Origin of the sequence: Streptosporangium sp. NPDC000396, assembly GCF_042898655.1 — a bacterium.
Classification (GTDB): domain Bacteria; phylum Actinomycetota; class Actinomycetes; order Streptosporangiales; family Streptosporangiaceae; genus Streptosporangium.
In genome coordinates this window covers 228,169-250,650 of the sequence record NZ_JBIAZA010000008.1, presented here as the reverse complement: position 1 = coordinate 250,650, position 22,482 = coordinate 228,169, and the positions used below count along the sequence as shown (strand labels likewise).

Sequence of the window (22,482 nt, the reverse complement as noted above, 5' to 3'; positions counted from 1 at the left end):
TGCGGGGGCGGGCGCGGTGGGTGGCCCACCCGGCGTGGCTCGCTCTCCGGCGGCCCCGCGCCACGAAACAGCTCAGCCGGGCCGCCAGAGGGGGGCGCGGTCAGTAGCCGCGGGTGCGGCGGGCGGCGGGCCTGCTGATGAAGGGCTTGCGGGCACGGCGGGCGGCCGGGCGCACCCGCCTGGCCAGGTCGGAGCCGGTGATCGCGCGCAGGATCTCCGCGCCGAGCATGACCCCCGCGCCCAGGGCGAGGGCGCTGGACAGGGCCTGCATCAGGCTGGCCACGCCCGCGTCCGCATGGCCGAGGCTGACTTCGAGCATGCCCCGGTAAAGCGCGCTGCCGGGCAGGAGCGAGCCGATCGCCGGAATCGTGAGCACCATCGCGGGCACCTGCGCCCGCCTGCCGTAGGCGGTGCCGAACAGGCCGATGACCGCCGCCGCGACGGCTGTCGCCAGGATGACGGGGACCTGCCAGATGTAGAGCTGCACGAAGACCACCCAGACGACCGCGCCGCCGATCGTCGCCGGGATCAGATGGCGGGGCGGCACGAGCAGCGCCACGGCGAACGCCAGCGTCAGCCCGATCGCGCCGAGAAGCTGCTCCGGCTTGATCAGCAGCGGTGCGGCGGGCACGTTCTCCACGCTCAGCGGCACGCCGAGGCGGACCGCGGCGTAGAGCGTGACGCCGATCCCGGAGATGATCGCGGTCAGGATGAAGAAGATCTCGAACAGCCGGCCGGTCGCCGTGACGTATTCTCCGGCGATACCGTCCTGCACGCAGGCCACCATGGGACGTCCGGGCAGCAACGCGACGACCGCGCCGACCACCACGGCCGGGGCCTGCACCGGCGCGCCCATCCAGATCATCAGCACCGCGAACAGCGAGCCGAGCATCGCCGCCACCGCTAGCTGGAAGAACTCCGCCACCCCTCGCCTGGCCAGCCAGGCGCCGGCCCGGTCGCCCAGCACGGTGGCGACGAACGCGGCCGCCGCGACCAGCGCGCCGCCGCCGACCAGGATGCTCGCCGAGGAGGCGATCAGCGCGAGCGCCGCGATCAGGAACCAGTTCGGGTAGACCTGCACCCGCCGGGTGATCTCACGGAGCCTGGCCTCGGCCTGCTCCAGCGTCAGCGATCCGCTGGAGGCCTCCCTGACCATGTCGTGGACCGCGATCAGCCGGTCGTAGTCGGGCAGGCGGCGGCGGACCCGGCGTTCGGCGGTGACCGGCGGCCGGCCGTCCGAGGGGACGTGCGACAGCGTGATGGCCGACAGGTTGACGTCGGCCTCGCAGTGCGGCACGCCGTACGCGTTGGTGATCCTGCGCATGCTGCCGGACACCGTCTCGGTGGCCTCCCCGCTGCCGAGCAGCAGCTCGCCCACGCGCAGCGCCAGCGCCATGGCCCGGTAGAGGTCGCGCTGGGTCGGTGCCTGTTCCAGCGGTGACGCCGACACCGATCCTCCCGCCTTTGTCCAAACCGACCCCTGCCGAGGTTATCTGCTCACCGCGGCCGCCAGAGCACGCACCCGCCCGGCATGACCGTCATGACCGATGATCACCGGCGGCTCGTTGTACGGCATGGCGTCGGACGAACGGCGCAACTTGATGTACTGGCCGCAGGCGTCGACGGCGTAGGGCTCCATGTCATCCTGGAGCGCCCCGATCACGGTGATGCCGTAGGTCTCGCCGATCCGGCGGAACAGCGCCACGGCCTCCCTGCGGTGCTCCTTGCCGAGGTTGCGGCCCAGCTCGTCCAAGACCAGGCACAGATGGCCGCCGCCGGAGGAGGCGATCGCCGCCGCGCAGACCAGCTTCACCGCCTTCTCGTCCATGAGCGCCGTGTTGGCCCGCCGGTTGTACGGCACGAAGCCCTGGCCCTCGCCCCTGCGCCACTTGGGCGTGACCCGCCACGCCCAGCGCTGCTCGGGGTCGGCGGGTGCCGGCGGCATCGGGAACTCCAGCGTCGCGCCATAGCCGCCGTAGGAGGTGTCCAGCTTGTCGAACTCCTCGGCCACCCGGGTCAGCCGCGCCTTGATCGCCGCGGTCAGCGCCGCCCGGTGCACGGCGGTGGACTGGGCCGCCTCCTCCGCGCCCTTGGTCGCGGCGGTGAGGTCTCGCTGCCGGGTGGCGATCTGGCTCTCGATCTGGCGGCGCTGGTGCCGTTCGTACTCCTCCTGGCCGCGCAGATAGGACGAGAGCGCCGCGCACACGCCGGGGAACGTCGCCTGCTCACGCGCGGTACGGCCGGCACCGGGCTCGGCCCGCTCCCGGACCAGGAACCGCAGTTCCTCGGGCATCTCCTCGTCCTCACCCGGGAAGGTGTCGCGCAGCGCCTCGTCGAGGCGGCGTTCGGCCGCCCGCCACCACTCTTCGGCCGTCAGCGGACGCTCCTGCTCGCCCAACGCCTCCAGCCACTCACGCGCCCCGTCGACCGTGCCGCCCCATTCTTCGGCCAGCGCGTCCAGCCCGAGCACGTCCCGCTCCACCGTGATCTTCGCCGCCTGGTCCCTGGCCTGGTCCCGGTCGGCCTCGTGCCGGGCCCGGCGGCCCTCCAGGCGCTCGATCTCCATGTTCCGGGTCCGGGCGCGGAAGTCCAGCGTGCTCGCCCGCTGCTCGGCCTCGGCGACCCTCGGCCCGATCTCGGCCAGGGCGTCCGCCAGTTCGGCGAGCGCGCTCCTCCGCTCGGCCATCCGCCGCTCGACATCGGCGAGTCGCACGGCGGCCCTGGCGCCCTCCAGCCGCCGGCCGGCCTCGGCCGTCCCGTCCTCGGCGGTCCGCACGGCCGCGGCCGCGGTCTCCTGCGCGTCTCGCGCCCGGTGCAGCCGCTGCTCGGCGGCCTTGATCCGGGCCTCCCGGCCGGTGGCCACCGCCTCGAACGACCCCACGACGGTGACGCCCGCCGCGCTGACCAGCACCGACCCGGGCAGCGACGCCAGCGCCCGCGCCGCGGCCGTCAGATCGGCCGCGTCCACGATCACCGCGTGTTCCTGCGGCCACCCCCGAGCTCCCAGGGCCGTCGCCGCCTGCCCCGCGCGGTCCGGCGCGGCCCCGTCGTCGCGGGCGTGCTCGGCGACGTCGATCGCGTCGAGCAGGCCGGTCGCCGCGACACCGGCTCCGGCGAGCGCGTTGAGCTGAACCGCGGCCGGACCGCCCTCGGCGTCCTCCAGCGCGGCCCCGGCCCCCTCGACCTCCCGGTCGGCCACGCCCAGCGCCTTCAGAGCCTCGTTGAGCCGGAGTTTCGCCTGGGTCAGCTCGTTCTCGGCGGTCTCCACGTCGCGGCCGTCGGCCAGCCGCCGCTGCTCCTCCAGCCCGGGGATCCGGCTTCGCAGCTCGTCCACCGAGTTCTCCGCCACCGCGCGGTCGGCCTCCAGCTTGGCCGCGCGGGCCTGCAGCTCGGCCAGCTCCCTGCGGGCCCCGGCCAGGCCGCGGTCCAGCGTGTCGTCCTTGAGCGTGGAGATCTCCGCCTTGACCTCGCTGATCGCCTCCGTCGCGCGCTCGCCCGCCGCGTGGATCCGCTCCAGGTCGGCGGCCAGCGACTCGTCCCGCCGGGCCGCGTCGGCGAGCCTGCGCGCCAGCCTGCCCCGCCAGCAGCGCAGGGCGTCCGCCAGCCGTACGCGGGCACGATCACGCCGGTCGAAGGTTTCCAGCAGCGTCCGGGACTCGCCCTCGAACTCCTTGAGCAACTCCGCGGCCCGCGTCGCCCGTACCCGCTTGGCATGCTCGTCGCGCCGGGCCTCCCGTTCCTGGTCGAGCTCGGCGTCCAGCCCGGTCAGCGCGGCGATGGCCTCGAAGACCCGCTCCGGAGAGATCTCGTTGAGCGGCTGGGAGAGCAGGTTCGTGGCGACCTTGCTCCGCACCGAGGTCGACAGGAACGACACGCACCTGACCCGGTCGCCGTACAGGAACCTGGTCAGATCCCTCGCGACCACATCCCGGCGCCCCGCCGAGCGCGGCAACGCCGCCCACATCGCGTCGGCCCGCGTGACCCGCTCCGCCTCCGAGGCGGCCGAGGCCACGCACACCCCCGGGGTCCATCGGATCTCCAGGTGCGGTGCCTCCTGATTGACCCGCAGCCACACCGTCACCGCGTCGTCAACGGAGTCGGCCCCGGCGAAGACGCCGACGATGTAGCCGTGATCGGCGCTGGCCCACGACCTGCCGCCGCCGCCCGCCGCGAGCTCGGCGTTGAACAACAGCTCGGACACCGCCTTGGCGCCGGAGGCGAAGCGCCACTGCTCGTCGCCGAGCAGCGCGGTGATCATCGCGATGAACGAGGACTTGCCCGCACCGTTGGAGTCTTTCGGCCCCGCGCCCGCGACCACGATCAGCGTGCCCGGCACGGTCGGCACCGGGTGGGTCGACAGCCGGGAGATGTTGATCGCCTGCACGGCGATCAGCACGCGGTCACCGACCACGTTCTCGCTCGGCGCGTCGGCCCGGGCCTCCACCGGCACCAGGCTCGCCTGGCTCCCCTGCTCCCGCTTCGTCGCCTCGGCGTCGTCTGCCGCGCTCGCCTCGCTCTTCCGCGAGCTCCTGGCGGCCCGGTTCGGCTGGTCGGTCAACCCTGTCTTCCCTTTCATCGGCTTTATCGGCGGTTGGCTCTGATGGCCGCCGCCAGCGGGGTGTGCGGTCCCGCGGCGAGGATGAGCTCTTCCTGCAGGCGCCGTCTCGCCTGCGGGGTCAGTCGGTGGAACTGCGGGCCCGGCACGTAGCCCCCCGCCTCCTCGCCCGCCTTGACCTGGGTCACCAGACCCGCGTGGCGCAGGGCGCGGAGCGCGGCCTCCAGCTCGCCGATCGGCAGCTTGGTGTGCCGCCGCAGCTCCTCCACCTGAGTGGGGAACGGCGACAGCCAGCTGTCGGCGGGCAGCACGCCGTCGGCCCGGGGGATCGCCACCGAGTGCACCAGCACCAGCACCAGAACGGCCCGCTCGGACTCGCTCACGAGGGTGCCCGCCTCGGCGGCCACCTCGCCGGCGTAGCCCGAGGTCCACGTCTCGCGATCCTGGATCAGGACCCGGCCGCGGCGCTGCAGGGTCTCCGCGAGGGTACGGCGGAGCGCCGGGTCGCGCAGCGCGGGGAAGCGGGACTCGTGGACCGGTTCGGCCGCGTGCTCCACCGCCATGAACGCCGCCACGATCTCCGCCCTGCGCCGCTCGTCGAACGGGCCGAGCAGGTCCTCGTCCACGCTGTCGGGGATCGCGACGCTCGCGGCCGTCTCGGCGGGGGCGTTCTCGGCGGCCGGGAGCACGTCCAGCCCGGCCGACCCCTCCCGCCCGGTGGGCAGGCGGCGCATCAGCTCCCTGAGCTGGGCGTGTGACCCGGCAGGCCAGCAGGCGCAGCGGGGGCCGAGCCGGACGACACCGGAGTCCACCTCCAGCCAGGCCGAGTCGTGCAGGCGGCGCAGCGCGCCGACGGCCCAGTTGCGCATGAGGTCGTCGCCGCGCCCGATCAGGGCCCGGTAGGCGGCCAGCACGTCATCCACCGGCGCGGGGGTTCCTGGCCACGGATCGGCGGTCAGGTCCGTCCAGCAGCACTTCAGGGCCGCGGCCAGCACCCGCCGGGTCTCCCCGGACCGCTCCACGTTCACCGGCGCGACCTGGTATTCCTCCAGGAGCGACGGGGTCGCCCCGTCGGGCCACGCCGGCAGCGCCAGGCCCGTTCCGTCGCCGTGCGCCAGCCGTGTCATCCCCCGGGGGGCGGGCTCACCGGCGTCCAGCGGAAGCGGACCGGTCGCCCTGGCCCGCGCGTGTGCCAGCTCAGGCGTCATCGTCGGTCCTTTCCAGGTAGCCGTGGGACAGCCAGGTGGGTTCGGCGCCGGGGTCGGCGGTGAGGGCGTCGGACCAGCGCAGGCGGTAGGGAGACTCCGGTCGCAGGTCGGCCGAGACGAGGTCGGCCAGCAGACGGCGGGCGGAGACCCACTCGCCGCCGGCGGCGAGCAGCTCCTCCATCGGGGCGCGGGCGCGGCCGGCGAGCGCGGCCTCGGCGACGGAGGCCAGGTGGTCGAGGCCGCCGGTGCCGGGGTCGTGGGAGTCGGCGGGTCCGGGGTCGGGCATGGCCGAGCGCGGGGGAGTGGGCTGGGTGGGAGCCGGCCGGGGGCTCTCGTCCACCGCCCGGACGATCGCCGCCGGGTCGTGCCAGGGCGCGGGGGCGTCGAAGACGAAGCCGTCGAGCACGGCGGCGAGGCGCTCCCTGGTGGCGGTCTGGGCGAAGGTCCGCCAGGTTTCCGCGGGCAGGAGGGTCAGGTTCCTCGTCGTGCCGGCGGAGTCGGCCAGGCGGCCGGCGGCGCGGCGGGAGGCGTCGCTGTAGGAGTAGATCGCGGCGCGCAGTTCGGTGCAGGTGCGGTCGAGATCGGGCCAGCGGGTGAGGATCGTGCCGTGCAGGCTCTGGGCCCGGCGGGCGATCTCCTCGGTGCCCCAGAGCTTGGGTGCCTGCTCGCGCAGTTCCTCGATGGTGCCGCTGGTCAGCGTGATCAGCTCCAGTGCCCAGAGCCGGAACGCCCGTGACAGGTTCTGCGCGCTGAGGCGCGCCTCCTCCATGGTCGTGCGGGGGTCGGCGACGTTGAGGTCCTCGAGCGCGAGCAGCCGGTGCATCTCCGACTGGCCGCCGTCGTCCATCATCCGCCGGATGAACATCAGCCCCACCACGCTGGTGAACGACGCGCGGTAACGGAGCTGGTTGGGCTTGGGGAACACCTCACGGATCGCGCCGAGCCCTTTGAGCACCCGCAGCCGGTTCTCGAACTGGTCGAGCGGGTAGGCCCGGCAGGCGTGACGCATCTGCTCGTGGGTCAGCCATTCCTCGCCGGCCTCGGCGAACGCCGCGAACAGCGTCTCGGCGATGTCGACGAGCACGGGCTCGTCCACCACCGCGCCGCTGTCGCGCGCGAGCGCGGCGAACATGCGGCGGTAGGTCGCGAGCACGGCCTCCTCGGTGAGGACCGAGTCCAGCGTGATCTCGTGGTTCGTCTCTGGCACGCGCCCTACCGTAAGGCTTGCGCCCGACAATGCCCGCCCAGACGCCGGTGAGTGATGACGATGACGCGCCCGCGGCCACGGCCGGCATGCCAAGGCACCCCGGCAGAAGTGGATGATACTGACAATCGGCCCGCTAGGATCCACGAGGTGGACGATCTTCGGCGGGAATGGCTGGCGGCGCAGTTGCTGCATCGGCCCGGTTCCCTGGCGGTGCCCGAGGTGGTGGGACGGCTGCTTGCCGTACAGGCCCAGGACGTCACCGCCGCGGCTCTCGCCTTTCGCGCCCGCTCGACCGGACTGACCTGGCAGGACGTCGAAGCCGCCCGCCAGGAGCGCGCGATCGTCCGCGCGTGGGGGCCGCGCGGAACCCTGCACTACATCCTGCCCGAGGATCTGGGCTGGCTGACCTCCCTGTCCGGCCCGTCACTGGCCCGCGACGCGATCCGCCGGATCGGCCAGGAAGGGGTGGCCGGATCGCCGGAGGCGCTGCTCCCGGTGGTCGTCCGGGCCCTCGAAGGGCAAGGCCCGCTGACCAAGGAGGAACTGGGGGAGCGGCTGTCCTTCTTCGGTGTCCACGCCAGGGGCCAGGCGATCGTCCACCTGGCGGCCCTGGCGGCGGCTCACGGCCTGGCCGTGCTCGGCCCCGGCAGGCGGCGGGACGCGAGACGGGCACCGGCCCGTACGGCCGGCATACAAGGATCACCGGGTGCGCGGGCCGGGACTCCCGAGCCTGGTGAGGCGTTCAGCCCGGGTAAGCCGACCTACGTGCACGCGGCCGACTGGCTGGGCGCTCCGGTGGCCTCCCCGCTCGACCGGGACCGCTCCCTGGCCGAACTCGCCCGCCGCTACCTGCTCGCCCACGCCCCCGCCACCCCGGCCGACCTCGCGGCCTGGTCCGGGCTGCCGCTCAGGGACGCCCGGACCGGCTGGAAACTGATCGCCGGCTCGCTTGAGGAACTGCCCGGTGCCGGCTGGCGCCTGCGCGGGACCGCGTCCGAGGCGGTGGCCCGTACCGTGCGGCTGCTGCCCGCCTTCGACGAGTATCTCCTGGGCTGGCGCACCCGTTCCGGCGTCCTGGCCGACGCCCACGCCCGTTCGGTGCATCCCGGCGGGGGCATCCTGCGTCCCACGGTGCTCGTCGACGGCCTGATCCGGGGCACCTGGAGCCTGAACGGCCCCAGGCTCACGGTCTCCCCGTTCGAGGAGGAGATCCCGGCCGGGGAGGAGGCCGAGGACGTCCGCCGTTTCCTCGGCCGCGACGGTACGGCGACGGCACCCTGACGCATCGTGACGGCCTCCCGCCCGGGGTGCTTACCGGATCCGAGTTCGCTCCGTGAACCGTATCCCCGCCCGGCGACGACGAACTGACATCTCTCCGCTCTCCGGGGACATCTCTGAAGACATCTCCGGAGACGTCTTCAGAGACGGTGGCTTCTCGCTTCCCCGGCCGGCGCGGGTAACGGTCGCGCCCTGACCGTTTTGCAGAGACGAGTCATAAGGGAAGCGGTTCCGGGTAAACCCGGCAGCCTCTTGACCAGGCATGACGGGATTAGGGCTGTCAACTACGAGTTAACGGGCGTATTCTGGGCTTCTCGCGTCACGCACAGGACCGTTTCCGAAAAGGAGCTTTATCAGGTGGCACAGCTCGCCGACCGCCTGGAGGAGGCACTGCGTCGCCGCGGTTACTCCACTCGCAAGGCGGCGAGAGCCATCACCGACGCGGGAGTGCAAACCACTCACGTCTACATTCACCAGCTGAGCAAGGGACAGCGGACCAATCCGACCCTGGAGCAACTCACGGCGCTCGCCGTATTGCTTCAGGTGCCTTTGGGGTGGCTTGTGGGGGATGACATCCCTAGCCCTTTCTCTTCCGATGACAGCGTCCCGGCTTTTCCGGATATCGAGGAGAAACCGATACGCGTCGTCGGGCAGCTCGGCGTCGGCCAGCGCGCCGTCCTGGGAGGGCGGCTGCGGCTCCTCCGGGAGGCGCGCGGGCTGTCCCCGGCGGAGGCCGGGGACATGGTCGATGTCGACGAGCGGGTGGTCACGTCCGTGGAGAACGGCGTCGCCGAGACTGAGACCCCACTCGACGACGTCGAAGCGCTGCTCACCCTCTACGGTGTGACCGCCCGCTTTCAACGGGAGGCGGTCCTGTCCATCGCCCGTGGCGAGCGCGAGCCCGGATGGTGGGACACACCCGCCATCCCGCTGTGGGTGTCGGCGACCTTCGGGCTGGAGCAGCGCGCGGAGCTGATCCGCACCTACCAGCTCCAGTTCGTCCCTCCGCTGCTGCAGACCGCCGAATACGCGGCGGCGGCCGTCCGCGTGTCCCAGAACCCCCCTCCGGACCGGGCCATGGTCGCGGGGGCGGTGGAGACGACGATGCTCCGGCAGGACGCGCTGGCCCGGGAGGGCGGCCCGAAGCTGTGGGCCGTCGTCGACGAGACGGCTCTGATGCGGTGCATCGCCGGGCCGCAGATGCAGACCGAGCAGCTGAACCACCTGATCAGGATGTCGAAGGAACCCCACATCACACTGCAGGTGACCAGGCTGACGTCGTCGTATCTGCCGAGGTCGTCGCCGTTCACGATGTTCCGGTTCCCCGACGCGGATCCGGTGGTGTCGGCCCACCAGTTCAACAACGACTTCATGCTGGACGGCACGGATGTGGACGGCTACCACGAGGCGTTCGCCCGGTTGACGGTGGCGGCGTGCATGCCGGAGGAGACGGTGGACGTGCTCACCGAGATCCGGAACAGGTTCTCCTGGCCGGAGTGACCGGCATGCGGGCGGGACGGTCTACGCTCGGGGACCGCCCGAGGATGACCACGGCGGCCCGCCCTGCCCCGGCAGCGAAGGTGATCACACATGAATTTCGACACGACCAAGCCGCACCCGGCTCGGGTCTACGACTGGATGATCGGCGGGCGGGAGAACTTTCCCGCCGACCGCGAGGCCGCGCGGAAGATCCTGGAGCTCAACCCGGACGGGCGCAGGTCGTTCGTGGAGAACCGCCGGTTTCTCGGCAGGGTGGTGACCCACCTGGTCGGCCAGGGCGTCCGCCAGTTCCTCGACATCGGCGCGGGGCTCCCGGCGAGCGGCAACGTCCATGAGATCGCTCATGCGATCGCCCCCGACACCCGGGTCGTGTACGTCGACCACGACGAGATCGTCCTGGCACACGCCCGCGCGCTCATGGCGGGGTCGGACAGGGTGCGCATCGTCGCCGGTGACGCCAGGAGACCGGAGGAGATCCTCGACGAGCCGGTGGTGAGGAACTTCATCGACTGGTCACAGCCGGTCGGCCTGCTGATGGTGGCGCTGCTGCACTTCGTGTCCGACGAGGAGGGCCCCGCGCGGATCGTGGCCGCGTTCCGGGACGCGCTCCCGGCCGGGAGCTTCCTGGCGATCTCCCACGGCGGGGTGGAGCAGTGGGGGGAGGGGTGGGAGGAGCGCAAGGAGCGGGTACGCAAGGCGTCGCAGGCCTACCTCCGCACCCGCGAGGAGATCATGGGGTTGTTCGCCGGATTCGACCTGCTGGAGCCCGGCCTGGTGGATCTGGCGCGGTGGCGCTCCGCCGACTCCGACCCCGCCCCCACGGGGCTGTACGGCGGAGCCGGGCGCCTGTCCGCCGGAGCTTGACCGCGGTCACCGCCCGCCGACGCGATCCCCGAGGCCGGTGTGCTCGGCGAGGAAGGCGAGCATGTCGGCCGCCAGCCCGACCGACCGGCTGACCGCCCGGGATCCGTGTCCGACGTCGCTCTCGTGACGCAGCAGGATCGGCCGTGACCCCGAGGTCGCCCGCTGCAGAGCCGCGCACATCTTGCGGGCGTGCAGGGGATCCACGCGGGAGTCGCCGCCGAAGGCGGTCAGCAGCGTCGCCGGGTAGTCCACCCCGTCCCTGACCCGGTGGTAGGGGGAGTAGCCCAGCAGCCAGCCCAGCTGCTCCGGATCGTCGGCCGAGCCGTACTCCGACCGCCAGGAGGGGCCGAGGCCGGATCGCTCGTAGCGGACCATGTCGAGCACCGGGGCGGAGCAGACCGCGGCGGCGAACAGGTCAGGCCGCTGCGTCAGCGCGGCACCGACCAGCAGCCCGCCGTTCGACTCACCGCAGACGCCCAGCTGTTCCGCCGTGGTCCAGCCGTCGGCGATGAGCCGTTCGGCCGCCGCCACGAAGTCGTCGAAGACGTTCTGCTTGCGGTCGAGCATTCCGGCGTGGTGCCACTGCGCGCCCTCCTCACCGCCGCCGCGCAGCTGGGCCAGCGCGAAGACCCCTCCGGCCTCGACCCAGGGCAGGATGTAGCTGGAGTAGGCAGGCGTGAGCGAGCGCCCGAAGCCGCCGTAGCCGTACAGGATCGTCGGCCGGGGACCGGTTCCCGGGCGCGCGAGCACGACCATCCGCACCGGCGTGCCGTCCGCCGAGGTGTAGACGAGCTGACGGGCCGGGAGTTCCGGCACCTCGACGGTGCCGGGCGCGGCGGCCCACAGCGTGCTGCGGCCGGTGCGCGCGTCGTAGCGGTGCACGCTTCCGGGCGTGACGCTGTCGGTGTAGGTGAACCAGACCTCGTGGCCGCCTTCGGGGCGGGTGAACATCCGCCCCGCCGATCCGAGGCCGGGCAGCGGCACCTGGCCGAGCGCTTCCCCGGTGGTCAGGTCGTGGACGCCGATCTCACTGATCGCGTGCCGGGTCCGGGAGACGAGGAGCACCGAACCGTCGAGGATCGCGAAGTCGCCGATCACCGCCTCCGGATCCGGGCCGACCAGGTCGCGCCAGTTCTCGGGTTCGGGCCGTTCGGGGTCGGCGACGCACAGGCGCCCCCGGGGAGCGCCGAGGGTGGTGAGGAGGTACAGGCGCCCGTCGTGGCCCACGGCCGGTATCGTCACCGCGTCCGTCCCCTCCTGGACCACCCGGAGCGCGGGGCGATCGGGAGGGGAGGCGGACAGGTCGGCCAGCCAGAGGTCGTTGCCGCCGCCGGCCACGGCGGAGATCGTCAGCCAGCGGCCGTCATGGCTGATCCCCAGACCGTAGGACCGGTCGGCCGCGCAGATCACGGCGTCGTCTTCGGCGGGGGTGCCGAGCAGGTGCAGGCGCACCTGGCGGGAGCGGACGTAGAAGAACGCCTTGCCGTCCGGCAGCCACGCCACGGGCGCGTAGCGGCAGCGGTCGATCGGGCCGTCGATGACCTGCCGGGTGGCGACGTCCATGACGTACAGCTCCGACCGTTCGTCCCCGCCCCTGGACAGCTGGTAGGCCAGCAACCGGCCGTCCAGGTCGGGTTGCCAGTGATCGAGTGTGGTCAGGCCGGTGGGGTCGAGCTCCACGGGGTCGATCAGCGGCTGTTCGGCCCGATCCGGCCCGGTGGTGTAGAGCACCGCGTGTTCCTGCCGGGCCGTACGGCGCAGGAAGAACCGGTGCCGTCCCCGCCAGAGCGGAGGGCTGACCATTCCGACGCCGGTGAGTTCGGCCACCCGCGCGTGCCACCGGTCGCGCCCGGCGAGCGTGGCGGCGTGACCTCGCCACAGCTCGTCCTGGGCGGCCAGCCAGCTCTGGGTCTCCGGACTGGCCGGATCCTCCAGCCACCGGTAGGGATCGGGTACGGCGTGGCCGTGCAGGTGATCGACGATCGGCTGCCGCTCGGCGGGTGGATAGATCATGGCACCAGCTCCTGGGTGTTCGAGGGGATCCAGTGGCCGACCAGGTCCGCGTAGAGGGGTGAGGCGGCGAGCATCTCCTCATGTCTCCCGATCCGGACGTCGGTGCCGTCCATGACGAGAACCCGCCGCGCGCGCAACGCCGAGGTCAGCCGGTGGGCGACGACGAGGAGTGTGCCGCCGCGACGGGCGAACGCCTCCTCCGCGCGGGCCTCGGCCGCCGGATCCAGGTGGCACGTCGCCTCGTCGAGAATCACCAGGCGGGCCGGGGACAGGTAGGCCCTGGCCAGGGCGATCAGCTGGCGCTCGGCCGGGGACAGCACGCCGGAGTGGACCTCGGCGGAGTAGCCGCCCAGCCGCGCCACCAGATCGGTCAGGCCGACCGCCGCCACGGCGTCGTCCACGACCGCCCGAGAGGCCTGGGACAGGTAGGTCAGGTTCTCCATGAGCGAGCCCCGGAAGACGTAGGCCTCCTGGGGGATGAGCACCCGGTGGACGGGATCGAGCCGGTCGGCCCGCACGCCGCCGACCAGGATCCGTCCCGCGTCCGGCTGGAGCAGTCCGGTGACGAGCGCCGCCAGCGTCGACTTGCCGATGCCGCTGGGGCCCACCACGGCGATGTGGTCCCCGTCGGGGACGGACAGGTCGAGACCGGAGATCACCGGTTCCGCGTGCGGCCCGTAGGCGAACGTCACCGCACGCAGTTCGACCCCCGCGTCCCGGGCCGGGCTCCGCCCTGCCTGGGGGAGGGGATCGGTGCCGGAACGCAGGATGCGGCCGAGGGACACCCGCAGCCGGACCCCGCTGACCCCCAGACCCTCCACGAGGTTGCCGAGCGCCGGGGCCAGTGACTGCGTGACGTAGGCCAGGGAGCCGAGGATCACCCCGGCCCCGGCTCCCTGGCGCAGCAGCCAGGGGGTGCCGGCGAGCACGAGCAGAACCGGCAGCCAGCCCCCCACCGCCAGCGCCACCGTGCGCAGCGCGGTGACCCGGGCGAGCGATCGGCCCGTGCCCGCCTGTTCCGTCACCCGGCGGCCGACCGCCGCGGCCACCCGGTCCTGCGCGACGCAGGCGGTGATGTCGCGCAGCCCGCCGACCATGGCGGTGACCGACTCGGCGAGGTGCTCGTCGGCCACGAGGAACGCCCGCTGCCGCCGGGCCAGGGCGGGCAGGGAGAGCAGGAAGAGGCCGAGACCGGCGACGAACGGGGGCAGGACCAGCACGAGCACCTGGGGAATCAGCGTCATCAGGCCGAGAACCACACTGATCACGGTGAAGGCGAAGGACCTGACCACCGTGATGACCGAGGCGAAGGCGTCACGGGCCAGCTCGACCTGCAGGTTGGACCGGGCCACCGCCGCCGCGTCCGGCCCCCGCCCGGACGCGGCGGACAGGTCCAGCGCGCTCTCGACGACGTGGCCGAGCAGCTCTTCCCGGAACGGTTCCACGATCGAGGCGACGGCCAGCACGACCTGACGGGCACCGGCCGCGGCCACCAGCCAGGCGCCGCCGAGAACGGCCAGCCAGGCGAAGCCGACGCCGGGCCGGCCTGCGGCGAAGCCCTCGTCGACCGCCCGGGCGATGGCGAGGCCGATGAGGAGAGCGGGCGCGGCCTCCGCGACGGACCAGGCGCCGAGCCTGAACAGCTGGTACGGATCCCGCCGGAGGGCCCGGCGGATCGGGTGTTTCATCTGGATCCTTCCGGCGCGGAGGCCGCGGACTTCAGCCTCGCGGACTTCAGCCCCGCGGACTTCAGCCCCGGGGAGGAGGCGCGGCGCGGTGGGGAGGACGTCAAGAGGCACCCGCCTGGAAGACGGCTCGATAGCCGGGATCTTTCCAGAGCACGCGGTGCTCGCCGTAGGCGCGTACGCGGCCGCCGTCCAGCCAGATCACCCGGTCGGCGGCCGCCGCGGTCGCGACCCGATGGGTCACGATCAGGCGCGTACGGCCCCGCAGGTCTTCGGCCAGTGTCCTGCTGATCTGGCGCTCGGTGACGGTGTCCAGGCTGGAGGTGGCGTCGTCCAGGACGAGCAGGCGCCTGCCGTGCGCGAAGGCGCGGGCCAGGCCGAGGCGCTGCCTCTCCCCGCCCGACATCGGCGCGTCCCGCAGCCGCGTGTCGTATCCCATCGGGAGCCGCCGGACGAACGGGTCGGCGCACGCCGCGCGGGCGGCCGCGCGCACGGTCTCCGGGGCGGGATCGCCGAGGCCGATGGCGTCGGCGACGGTGTCGCCGACGAGGACGGGCCGTTCGAAGGCGTAGCCGACCGCCTGGCGGAGCGCCTCAGGGGAGAGGTCGGGCAGCGGCACACCGTCGAGGGACACCGTTCCGCGAGGAGGATCCACCAGGCGACCGGCGAGGGCGGCGAGCAGGGACTTGCCGGCGCCGGACCGGCCGACCACGGCCACCGCGCACCCGCCGGGGATCACGAGGTCGACGTCGCCGAGGCCGTCCACCGTGACCCCTCTCAGCTCCAGGGTGCCGTGACCGGCGGGCAGGGGCCGCTCGCCGTACGTTCTCGGCCGCTCGGCGGCCAGCTCGACGAGCCGGCCGGCGGCGGCACGCGCCCGGGCCAGGCGGCCGACGTAGCCCAGCGCGGAGCCGAGACCGGCTCCGAGCACGACGTAGCGGGCGGCGGAGTAGAGCTCGCCTGCCGTGAGGTCGCCGGCCGCCAGGCGCAGCCCGCCCATGCCCAGCACGGCCACCTCCAGCAACGGCACCACGGCACCCGCCTGCACGCCGGCTCGGGCGTTGGTCCGCCACATGTCCATGGCGTGCGCGCGCAGCCGGGGGAGCACGGCCAGCACCCGCCGCTTCTCCTGGGCGGCGGTGCCCGCCGCGGCGATCGTCCGGGCCCCGGCGAGGGCGTCGACGAGGCGGGAGGCGATGTCGCTCTGGGCCTCCTGATAGTCGCCGGCGATCGAGGTGGTCGTGTGGAGGAACGCCCTGAGCACCAGTGCGATGAGAACGAGACCGGCGACCAGGGTCAGGGTCAGCCGGTAGTCGATGAGGGTGAGCGCCACGAGGCTGCCCGCCGCCGGGATGACCAGCGCCGCCCCGGTGACGATCGCCTCCGGCGCGCGCCCCGCCTCCTCGGCGTTCACCCCCATCCGGGTGACCAGGTCGCCTTCGGGGAACCGGCGGGTCATCGCGGGGCCGACCCCGAGAACGTGCCGCAGGGCCCGGTGACGGAGCCACGCCGAGGCCTGGGCGCTGCTCGCTCCGGCGCCCCAGAGGCCGAAGGCGTCGCAGGCCACCGCGACGGCCACGATCGCGGCGCAGGCGCCGAGCCAGGCCCCGCTCGCGGATTCGGCCGCGACGAGGCTGTCGACGGTCCTGCCCAGGACGAGCGGGAGAGCCAGCTTCGTGAAGGCGCCGACGACGGAGGTGACGGCGAGCACGCCCAGCCAGGGGCCGCCGCGCCGTACGGTCCGGGCCACCAGCCGATCCGCTGTCCGCACCGATACCTCCTCGGAGGAAGCCGTGAGAAGCCGTGAGAGGTCAGGGGAAAAGGCCGTGCCCGGGGCGGCCGCCGTCGCGGGCCGCCCCGGGCACGCGGTTCACTAGTGGCAGAGCAGGAGGCTGAGGTTGCTCGGCTTGTAGGACTCGCAGCCGAGGACGGTGAGCGTGCTGCCGCCGCCGCCTCCGTGGTCGCCGCCGGGGGCTTCCAGGGCCTGAAGGTCGAGAAGAACCATGGTGTTACTCCATTTCTGATTCTGATGAACCGGAACGACTAGTGGCAGAGCAGCAGGCTGAGGTTGCTCGGCTTGTAGGACTCGCAGCCGAGGACGGTGAGCGTGCTGCCGCCGCCGCCTCCGTGGTCGCCGCCGGGGGCTTCCAGGCTCTGCAGGTCGAGAAGTACCATGTGATCACACCTCCTTCAGTGGCTTGTGGGAGTGAAGCCGCTCGGCGGATCCGTGCACAGGCAGTGCCGTGGTCGGGGCGCCTGTGCCGCCGGGCGGCTCGGTAAAGGGGAGGAACACCGGCTGGTCGTGCAGCGCGGTGCTCATCGCGAACAGGACTCCGGCCGTGCCGGTCGCGAAGTCCATGGAAAGCCTGAGCAGCTGGTCGCCGGGGAAGGCCAGGCCGCCGCCGTACGGCAGCGCGTGCCAGCCCAGTCCCCGGATCTGCTCGGCCAGGTCGACGCCGGGATCGTACGGTGCCGCCCCCAGGCCCGTGCCGAGAGCCGCGATCATGCCGCCTCGCCCGGTGAACAGCCCGGACTGGACGAAGTATCTCCCGCGGGTGACGAGCCGGAGGCCGCCGAGCGCGGTCTGGAAATCCTCGTCGTCACGGTGGGCCAGGTAGCGGGCGAGGACCAGGCCGATGCCCACGGATCCCTCGTCCAGGTAGGGAAGGGTGCGCCAGCCCTGCGTGACCTGGAGCGAGCCGTCCTCGACCGGCACGCAGCGCCGTAGGTCCTGACGGAGCGCCACGGCGGCCCGGTCGAGCAGCGACGCGTCGCCGGTCCGCTCGTAGGCGTGGAGGAAGAGCAGGGCGGGTCCGGACGAGCCGTACATCAGCCCCGCGCGGGGGTTGGACCCGCCACTGGTCTCCGGCACGTCGCCGGGTCCGCCAAGCCGGTCGGCGCAGACGTCGACGACCTGGAGGGCCACATCGGTGAACGTCCGCTCGCCGGTCGCCGCGCCCAGGTGAAGCAGGTTCAGCCCGATTCCCGCGAGCCCGCCGAACAGGCCCAGCTCAAGGGAGTCCCATTTTTCCCGCAGGCACGCCGCCACGACGTCGATCGCGTCCTGGCGGTGTCCGAGCAGGTCCAGGACGTAGGCCACGCCGTGGAGCCCGTCGTAGAACCCGATGCCCGTGCCCTGCTCCGGGGTCAGCGCGCGGCGGCGTAGCCAGTCTTCGTGCTCGGGGAGGCGATCCGCCCCGGCGGCCTTCAGCGCGTAGAGCACCCCCGCCGCGCCGTAGGCGAGGTTGACGCCTCCGCCGGGCCGGAACTGGGCCACGTCGCCGGGGAAGAGCCGGTCCTGGCGGCCGGGGGTGGCGCTGGCCAGGATCGCCTCGCACATCGCCTCCCTGACGCGCGGCCAGGCGTCCCGGCCGAGCCGGGGGATCGGCCGCGCCGTCACCGACGCCGCACCCATGATCGTCCGTACGGCCTCCTCGATCACCGCGGGCGGCACGGGGAAGGTCTCCGTGATGAGTCCGGCCAGCTGGACGACCTTGGCCCGGTCGAGCGGCAGCATGATCGTGAGCTGGGGGGCGAACAGCCCGAGGCAGAGGCAGGCGAGGGCGTAGGCGTCGACGTCGACGCCCTGCCGGTCGGGCGGGGCGCCGAAGGCCGGGTGGGCCAGGGCGGCGCGGCCGCGGTCCGCCGCGAGGGTCGCGACCTCGTAGTCGATCAGGACCAGGCGGTTCTGATCGGTGAGGAGGATGTTGTTGGGGTGCAGGTCGCCGAAGACCACCCCTCGCCCGTGCAGGGACTCGACCGCTCGCCGGACCTCGGGGAGCACGCCGAGCACCCACGAGGTGTATTCGGCGATGGCCTCCTGGTCGCAGTTCGCCCTGGTCAGGGGGTATCTGTGCACGAGGAGCCGTTGCAGGGGGTTGCCGTCGACGAACTCCTGCACCAGGAAGTGATGCTCGCCGAGCGTGAAGTAGTCGAGCAGGGCCGGCACCGCCTCCAGCCCGGACAGGCGCTCCAGCATGTCCCGCTCGTGCGCGAGCCGTGTCACGGCGTCCCGGTCGGCGGCGTCGAGCCCCGCGTACGGGCGGGCCTCCTTCAGCACCACCCGCTCGCCGGTGCGCAGGTCCCGTCCGAGGTATACGCCTCCGCCGTTGGAGAACTGTATGACGCTCTCGATCTCGTACGGCAGGCCGTTGGTCGTGACCGCGTTACGGGCCGACAGGTGGGGCTCCAGGAACTCGGGCAGCGTCACCCAGGACGGCACGCCGAAGGCCGGCCCTCGCACGTCGGGAACCAGCCGCCCGTCACCGTCCTCGACGGCGAGCACCAGTTCGCCGTTGTCACCCAGGCAGTGCCGCGCGGCGAAGCCGCCGTACCGCACGAAGAGCGGGCCCTCGCCGTAGCGGAGATCGCTGAGAATGTACGGCCCCTTCACGCCCCGGAGCAGCTCGTCGAGCTCTTTCAGCGTGAGTTCGAGCTGGCCCTCGTCCAGCGGGTAGATCGTCACGAGCTTGCCACTGGACCCGCGGGCGGCGGCCTTGGAGTTCAGCATCGTCATGACCGGCCGGTTGCGCAGGAACTTGAACGCGATGTCCCGCGGCACGCAGTAGTCCCAGACGATCTCCAGGGCGCGCTCGGCATCCTCAAGACACGCCGACACGTGGATCTTCCAACCCTGCGACGGCGTCCGCGCGGCAAGGGGCGCGTAGTGCATCCAGGTGTCGGTCGCCCGGTGTGCCCAGCCGTCCGGGACATCCCTTGCGGCAAGGGGAAAGTCGGGGTGATCGCCCCGGTTGTTGTCAAGGGTGTCGTAAAAGAGCGGGTCGGCAAGGCAATAGAGCTCGTACTGGTCATTCACGGCAATCTCCCTGCTGTCTTCCAGAGGAGAGAATTACGGATAACCCGAGAAATGACTAGTTACAAACTCAACCACTCATATGTGCGAAATTCACGGGTCCAATCATGAAGGTGTGTTCTACCTGCGCTTTCGCAACGCAAGTGAGAATTGTTCGGGAAACTTCCGGGGTGCTTCGGCGGCCTCCACGGCGACGCGCGGCCGGCGCGGCGTCGGCTCGCTCTTCCCAGGGGGCGTGTCTGGTCGCAAATCCGGCAAATTATTTAGTCGCCACAAAAGTGCACGTTATTGGGTGAGTCGCCGGAAGTTCCGGCGTCGAACACGGCCGCCGTTGAGCCGGCCGGTCAAGGGCGACGGGTCCTCAGCGCAGGCCGGGCGGCAGTGGGAGCAGCAGATAGGCGCCGCCGAGCAGGGCGGCACACGCCACCAGCAGGAACAGCAGGACCCAGAACCCGGCGGGCAGGAAGGTCAGCCGGGCGAGCTGGTCGGCGTCGGAGTCGGGCGTGCGGCCCAGGCGGCGCTTGCGCTGCAGCTCGATGATCGGCCGGACACCGCCGAACAGCAGGAACCAGACGGCCAGGTAGGCGAGGACCGCGTCCATGTCGGGCGGGCAGTACCAGGTAAAGGCGAAGATCGCCCCGCCGGTGACCAGCAGGCTGACCGCGCCGAACAGGTTGCGGATCATCAGCAGCATGCAGAGGAGCAGCCCGATCACGACCGTGATCAGGATCGTCACGTAGCCCGAGGCGGTCAGCCACGCCCCGCCGAACCCCAGCAGGGAAGGGGCGACATACCCTGCGGCGGCGGTCAGGATCATCCCCGGGCCGGTGGGTCTGCCCCGGGTCAGCGTGACGCCCGAAGTGTCGGAGTGCAGGCGAATGCCCTGGAGCTTGCGCCGGGTGAGCAGAGCCGTCAGCGCGTGCCCGCCTTCGTGCGCGATCGTGATCAGACCTCGGGACAGGTGCCACGAAGCCGGCCACATCACCACGGCCAGCGCGGCCAGCGCGGACAACAGCGCGACCCACAGGGGCGGCCCCGGCTGGGCCGTGGTCAGAGTCACCCACACCTCGGACAACGGTCACTTCTCCTTCGTCACGTCGGAGCAAAGCGTCCCATGACATCCGGTGTGTTGACGATAAAGTCTTAACGTGCAGAACATGGTTCGGGAAATGGCGGACGAGGAGGTCCCCGCCTGGTGGCGGAGACTGGGCCTGCCCGGCCTGGCGGACGTGCACGTCCACTTCCTGCCCGAGCGGATGGAACGCCGGGTCTGGCACCACTTCGAGAACGGCGGCCCCCTGATGGGCGCGGGGTGGCGGATCCACTACCGGGAGCCCGTCGAGAAACGGCTCGCGCGCCTGGGAGAGCTCGGGGTGAAGGCGTTCTCCGCCCTGGCGTACGCGCACAGGCCCGACATGGCGGTCAGCCTCAACGCCTGGACGCTCGATTTCGCGCGCCGTACTCCCGGATGTCTTCCCTCGGCCACCTTCTACCCCGAACCTGGAGTCCTGGGCTATGTGCGGGACGCCCTCGATCAGGGCGCGCGCATCTTCAAGGTCCACCTGCAGGTGGGCGACTTCGACCCCAGGCTGAAGGAGATCGACGACGTGTGGGGGCTGCTGGCCGACCGGGGAGTCCCGGTCGTGGTCCACGCCAGCTCGATCCCGCTGCCGGGCCGCTGCACCGGTCCGGTGCCGATCGCCGAGGTGCTGGCCCGCCACCCCCGGCTGCCCGCGATCATCGCTCATCTCGGCATGCCGGAATACGACGAGTTCTTCGAGATCGCCGAGGCGTTCGCGAACGTACGGCTCGACACCACGATGACCTTCACCGACTTCTCCGAGCTCCGCATGCCGTTCCCCGGCCGCCTCAAGCCGCGCCTGCGCGATCTCGGCCTGGCGGGCAAGGTCCTGCTGGGCAGCGACTTCCCGAACATTCCCTACCCTTACGCGCACCAGCTCCACGCGCTGGAGCGCATGGACCTCGGCGACGACTGGCTGCGGGCGGTGTGCTGGGACAATGCCGCGGACCTGCTCGATCTGACCCCCGATCACAGCCGGCCGGCGGAGGACCGATGATCGGGAAACCCGCGATGGTCACCGTCCCGGGCGGACTCCGGCATTCCGCGCGGTGATCCGGGTAGGGCGATGCGGTCCATGGTGCGGTCCATGAGGAAGCGCGTGAGCGCCGGACAGGGGAGATGAGCGTGGCCGATCGGCAAATGCGGGGCCTGCGGAGCCTGATGCGCGGGCGCCCCGGCATCGTGAAGGACTCTCCCGAGCGGTCGATGGACCCCCGCCCCGCCGACGAGGAGCCGCCTTCGTCGCTGTCGCACGTCATCGACAACGCGATCTACGTGAACGGGCGGCGGGTCGCCACTCCCGAGTCGCTGCCCGAGGCCTTCGAGTGCCTGAAGAACACTCCCGGAAGCATGGCCTGGATCGGCTTCTACCGGCCGGCGGACTCGGTGATCTTCAACGTCGCGGAGGAGTTCGACCTGCACGAGCTGGCCGTGGAGGACGCCATCGTCGCCCACCAGCGGCCCAAGGCCGACCGCTACGGGGACACGCTGTTCGTGGTGCTCCGCCCGGCCAGATACCTCGACGAGAGCGAGGAGGTCGACTTCGGCGAGCTGCACGTCTTCGTCGGCCAGAACTTCCTGATCACCGTACGGCACAGCGAGGCCCCCGACCTGTCCCAGGTCCGCCGCCGTATGGAGGGCGATCCCGAGCTGCTCGGCCAGGGCCCGCAGGCCGTCCTCTACGCCATCGTGGACGCGGTCGTGGACGGCTACGCCCCGGTGGTCGCCGGCCTGCAGAACGACATCGACGAGATCGAGGTCCAGGTCTTCGGCAACGAACCCGCCGTGTCACGCCGCATCTACGAGCTCTCGCGCGAGGTGATCGAGTTCCAGCGGGCCACCCGGCCGCTGCTCGGCATGATCGAAGGGCTCATCGCGGGGGCGGCCAAATACGGGGTGGATGAGGAGCTGCAGCGATATCTCCGCGACGTCGCCGATCACGCGATCACCGTGGCCGAGCGGGTCAGCGGCTTCCGCCAGATGCTCCACGACATCCTCGTGGTCAACTCGACCATGGTCGCCCAGGCCCAGAACGAGCACATGACCAACCTCACCGAGGCCAGCAACGCCCAGAACGAGGAGGTCAAGAAGATCTCCGCCTGGGCCGCGATCCTGTTCGCCCCCACCCTCGTCGGCACCATCTACGGCATGAACTTCGACGTCATGCCCGAGATCCACTGGGCCTGGGGCTACCCGTTCGCGGTGCTCCTGATGGCGGCCGTCTGCACGACCCTGTATCTGGTGTTCAAACGCCGAGACTGGCTGTAGGCCCCGGGTC

16 protein-coding genes are annotated in these 22,482 nt (G+C 72.0%); 5 read left to right on the top strand and 11 right to left on the bottom strand.

Features of this window, described 5'->3' with window-relative positions; all coding sequences use genetic code 11:
• Window positions 1-100: 100 nt before the first annotated feature.
• Genes ACFY2X_RS15600 through ACFY2X_RS15585 form a run of 4 tightly spaced genes read right to left on the bottom strand, consistent with a single transcriptional unit; the run spans window position 101 to window position 6,970 of the window.
• On the bottom strand, window positions 101-1,450 hold the full coding sequence (locus tag ACFY2X_RS15600; protein ID WP_389938331.1) for a threonine/serine exporter ThrE family protein: 1,350 nt from the start codon (window positions 1,448-1,450) through the stop codon (window positions 101-103).
• A gap of 39 nt (window positions 1,451-1,489) precedes the next feature.
• The gene (locus ACFY2X_RS15595; RefSeq protein ID WP_389938328.1) at window positions 1,490-4,558 is read right to left on the bottom strand and encodes a chromosome partitioning protein ParA; all 3,069 of its coding nucleotides are present in this window, start codon (window positions 4,556-4,558) and stop codon (window positions 1,490-1,492) included.
• Between the two features lie 23 nt (window positions 4,559-4,581).
• Window positions 4,582-5,763, bottom strand: a complete 1,182-nt coding sequence (locus ACFY2X_RS15590; RefSeq protein WP_389938326.1) for a hypothetical protein — start codon at window positions 5,761-5,763, stop codon at window positions 4,582-4,584.
• On the bottom strand, window positions 5,753-6,970 hold the full coding sequence (locus ACFY2X_RS15585; protein ID WP_389938323.1) for a hypothetical protein: 1,218 nt from the start codon (window positions 6,968-6,970) through the stop codon (window positions 5,753-5,755). Before ACFY2X_RS15585 ends, ACFY2X_RS15590 begins: the two co-directional genes overlap by 11 nt.
• A gap of 147 nt (window positions 6,971-7,117) precedes the next feature.
• Here ACFY2X_RS15585 and ACFY2X_RS15580 point away from each other — a divergent pair, with 147 nt between their 5' ends.
• The 3 genes from ACFY2X_RS15580 to ACFY2X_RS15570 all read left to right on the top strand — a co-directional run bounded on the left by ACFY2X_RS15580 (window position 7,118) and on the right by ACFY2X_RS15570 (window position 10,612).
• Complete coding sequence (locus ACFY2X_RS15580; RefSeq protein WP_389938321.1) at window positions 7,118-8,251, top strand: winged helix DNA-binding domain-containing protein; 1,134 nt, start codon at window positions 7,118-7,120, stop codon at window positions 8,249-8,251.
• Window positions 8,252-8,605: 354 nt separating this feature from the next.
• Window positions 8,606-9,748 (top strand): Scr1 family TA system antitoxin-like transcriptional regulator, encoded by a 1,143-nt coding sequence (locus ACFY2X_RS15575; RefSeq protein WP_389938318.1) that lies wholly within the window; start codon window positions 8,606-8,608, stop codon window positions 9,746-9,748.
• A gap of 90 nt (window positions 9,749-9,838) precedes the next feature.
• The gene (locus tag ACFY2X_RS15570) at window positions 9,839-10,612 is read left to right on the top strand and encodes an SAM-dependent methyltransferase (protein ID WP_389938315.1); all 774 of its coding nucleotides are present in this window, start codon (window positions 9,839-9,841) and stop codon (window positions 10,610-10,612) included.
• A 6-nt stretch (window positions 10,613-10,618) separates the two neighbouring features.
• Here the strand turns inward: ACFY2X_RS15570 and ACFY2X_RS15565 are convergent, their stop codons facing one another.
• From ACFY2X_RS15565 to ACFY2X_RS15535, 7 genes are all read right to left on the bottom strand, one after another.
• Window positions 10,619-12,625: a prolyl oligopeptidase family protein gene (locus tag ACFY2X_RS15565; RefSeq protein WP_389938312.1), complete on the bottom strand. Its 2,007-nt coding sequence runs from the start codon at window positions 12,623-12,625 to the stop codon at window positions 10,619-10,621.
• Complete coding sequence (locus ACFY2X_RS15560) at window positions 12,622-14,313, bottom strand: ATP-binding cassette domain-containing protein (protein ID WP_389938309.1); 1,692 nt, start codon at window positions 14,311-14,313, stop codon at window positions 12,622-12,624. The genes ACFY2X_RS15565 and ACFY2X_RS15560 overlap by 4 nt, the downstream gene beginning before the upstream one ends.
• 100 nt (window positions 14,314-14,413) lie before the next feature.
• A complete protein-coding gene (locus tag ACFY2X_RS15555; RefSeq protein WP_389938306.1) occupies window positions 14,414-16,081 on the bottom strand; it encodes an ABC transporter ATP-binding protein in 1,668 nt (555 codons plus the stop codon).
• 102 nt (window positions 16,082-16,183) lie between these two features.
• A complete protein-coding gene (locus tag ACFY2X_RS15550) occupies window positions 16,184-16,315 on the bottom strand; it encodes a SapB/AmfS family lanthipeptide (protein ID WP_389938303.1) in 132 nt (43 codons plus the stop codon).
• 38 nt (window positions 16,316-16,353) lie between these two features.
• Window positions 16,354-16,485 carry a SapB/AmfS family lanthipeptide gene (locus ACFY2X_RS15545; RefSeq protein WP_389938300.1) on the bottom strand — a complete coding sequence of 44 codons (132 nt, stop codon included), beginning with the start codon at window positions 16,483-16,485 and terminating at the stop codon, window positions 16,354-16,356.
• Between the two features lie 4 nt (window positions 16,486-16,489).
• Window positions 16,490-19,126 (bottom strand): class III lanthionine synthetase LanKC, encoded by a 2,637-nt coding sequence (lanKC, locus tag ACFY2X_RS15540; RefSeq protein ID WP_389938297.1) that lies wholly within the window; start codon window positions 19,124-19,126, stop codon window positions 16,490-16,492.
• A 358-nt stretch (window positions 19,127-19,484) separates the two neighbouring features.
• Complete coding sequence (locus ACFY2X_RS15535; RefSeq protein WP_389938294.1) at window positions 19,485-20,198, bottom strand: M50 family metallopeptidase; 714 nt, start codon at window positions 20,196-20,198, stop codon at window positions 19,485-19,487.
• Between the two features lie 82 nt (window positions 20,199-20,280).
• Here ACFY2X_RS15535 and ACFY2X_RS15530 point away from each other — a divergent pair, with 82 nt between their 5' ends.
• Together ACFY2X_RS15530 and ACFY2X_RS15525 are read left to right on the top strand one after the other, a co-directional pair.
• Entirely contained in the window at window positions 20,281-21,201 is a 921-nt protein-coding gene (locus tag ACFY2X_RS15530) for an amidohydrolase family protein (protein WP_389938550.1), read from the top strand.
• A gap of 128 nt (window positions 21,202-21,329) precedes the next feature.
• Complete coding sequence (locus tag ACFY2X_RS15525; protein ID WP_389938291.1) at window positions 21,330-22,472, top strand: magnesium and cobalt transport protein CorA; 1,143 nt, start codon at window positions 21,330-21,332, stop codon at window positions 22,470-22,472.
• The last annotated feature ends 10 nt before the right edge of the window (window positions 22,473-22,482 follow it).

Bases quoted from the DNA above. Each gene is read 5' to 3' on its own strand.
- ACFY2X_RS15530 (WP_389938550.1), top strand. From the start codon at position 20,281: ATGGTTCGGGAAATGGCGGACGAGGAGGTCCCCGCCTGGTGGCGGAGA.
- ACFY2X_RS15570 (WP_389938315.1), top strand. From the start codon at position 9,839: ATGAATTTCGACACGACCAAGCCGCACCCGGCTCGGGTCTACGACTGG.
- ACFY2X_RS15560 (WP_389938309.1), bottom strand. From the start codon at position 14,313: ATGAAACACCCGATCCGCCGGGCCCTCCGGCGGGATCCGTACCAGCTG.
- ACFY2X_RS15590 (WP_389938326.1), bottom strand. From the start codon at position 5,763: ATGACGCCTGAGCTGGCACACGCGCGGGCCAGGGCGACCGGTCCGCTT.
- ACFY2X_RS15550 (WP_389938303.1), bottom strand. From the start codon at position 16,315: ATGGTTCTTCTCGACCTTCAGGCCCTGGAAGCCCCCGGCGGCGACCAC.
- ACFY2X_RS15545 (WP_389938300.1), bottom strand. From the start codon at position 16,485: ATGGTACTTCTCGACCTGCAGAGCCTGGAAGCCCCCGGCGGCGACCAC.
- ACFY2X_RS15565 (WP_389938312.1), bottom strand. From the start codon at position 12,625: ATGATCTATCCACCCGCCGAGCGGCAGCCGATCGTCGATCACCTGCAC.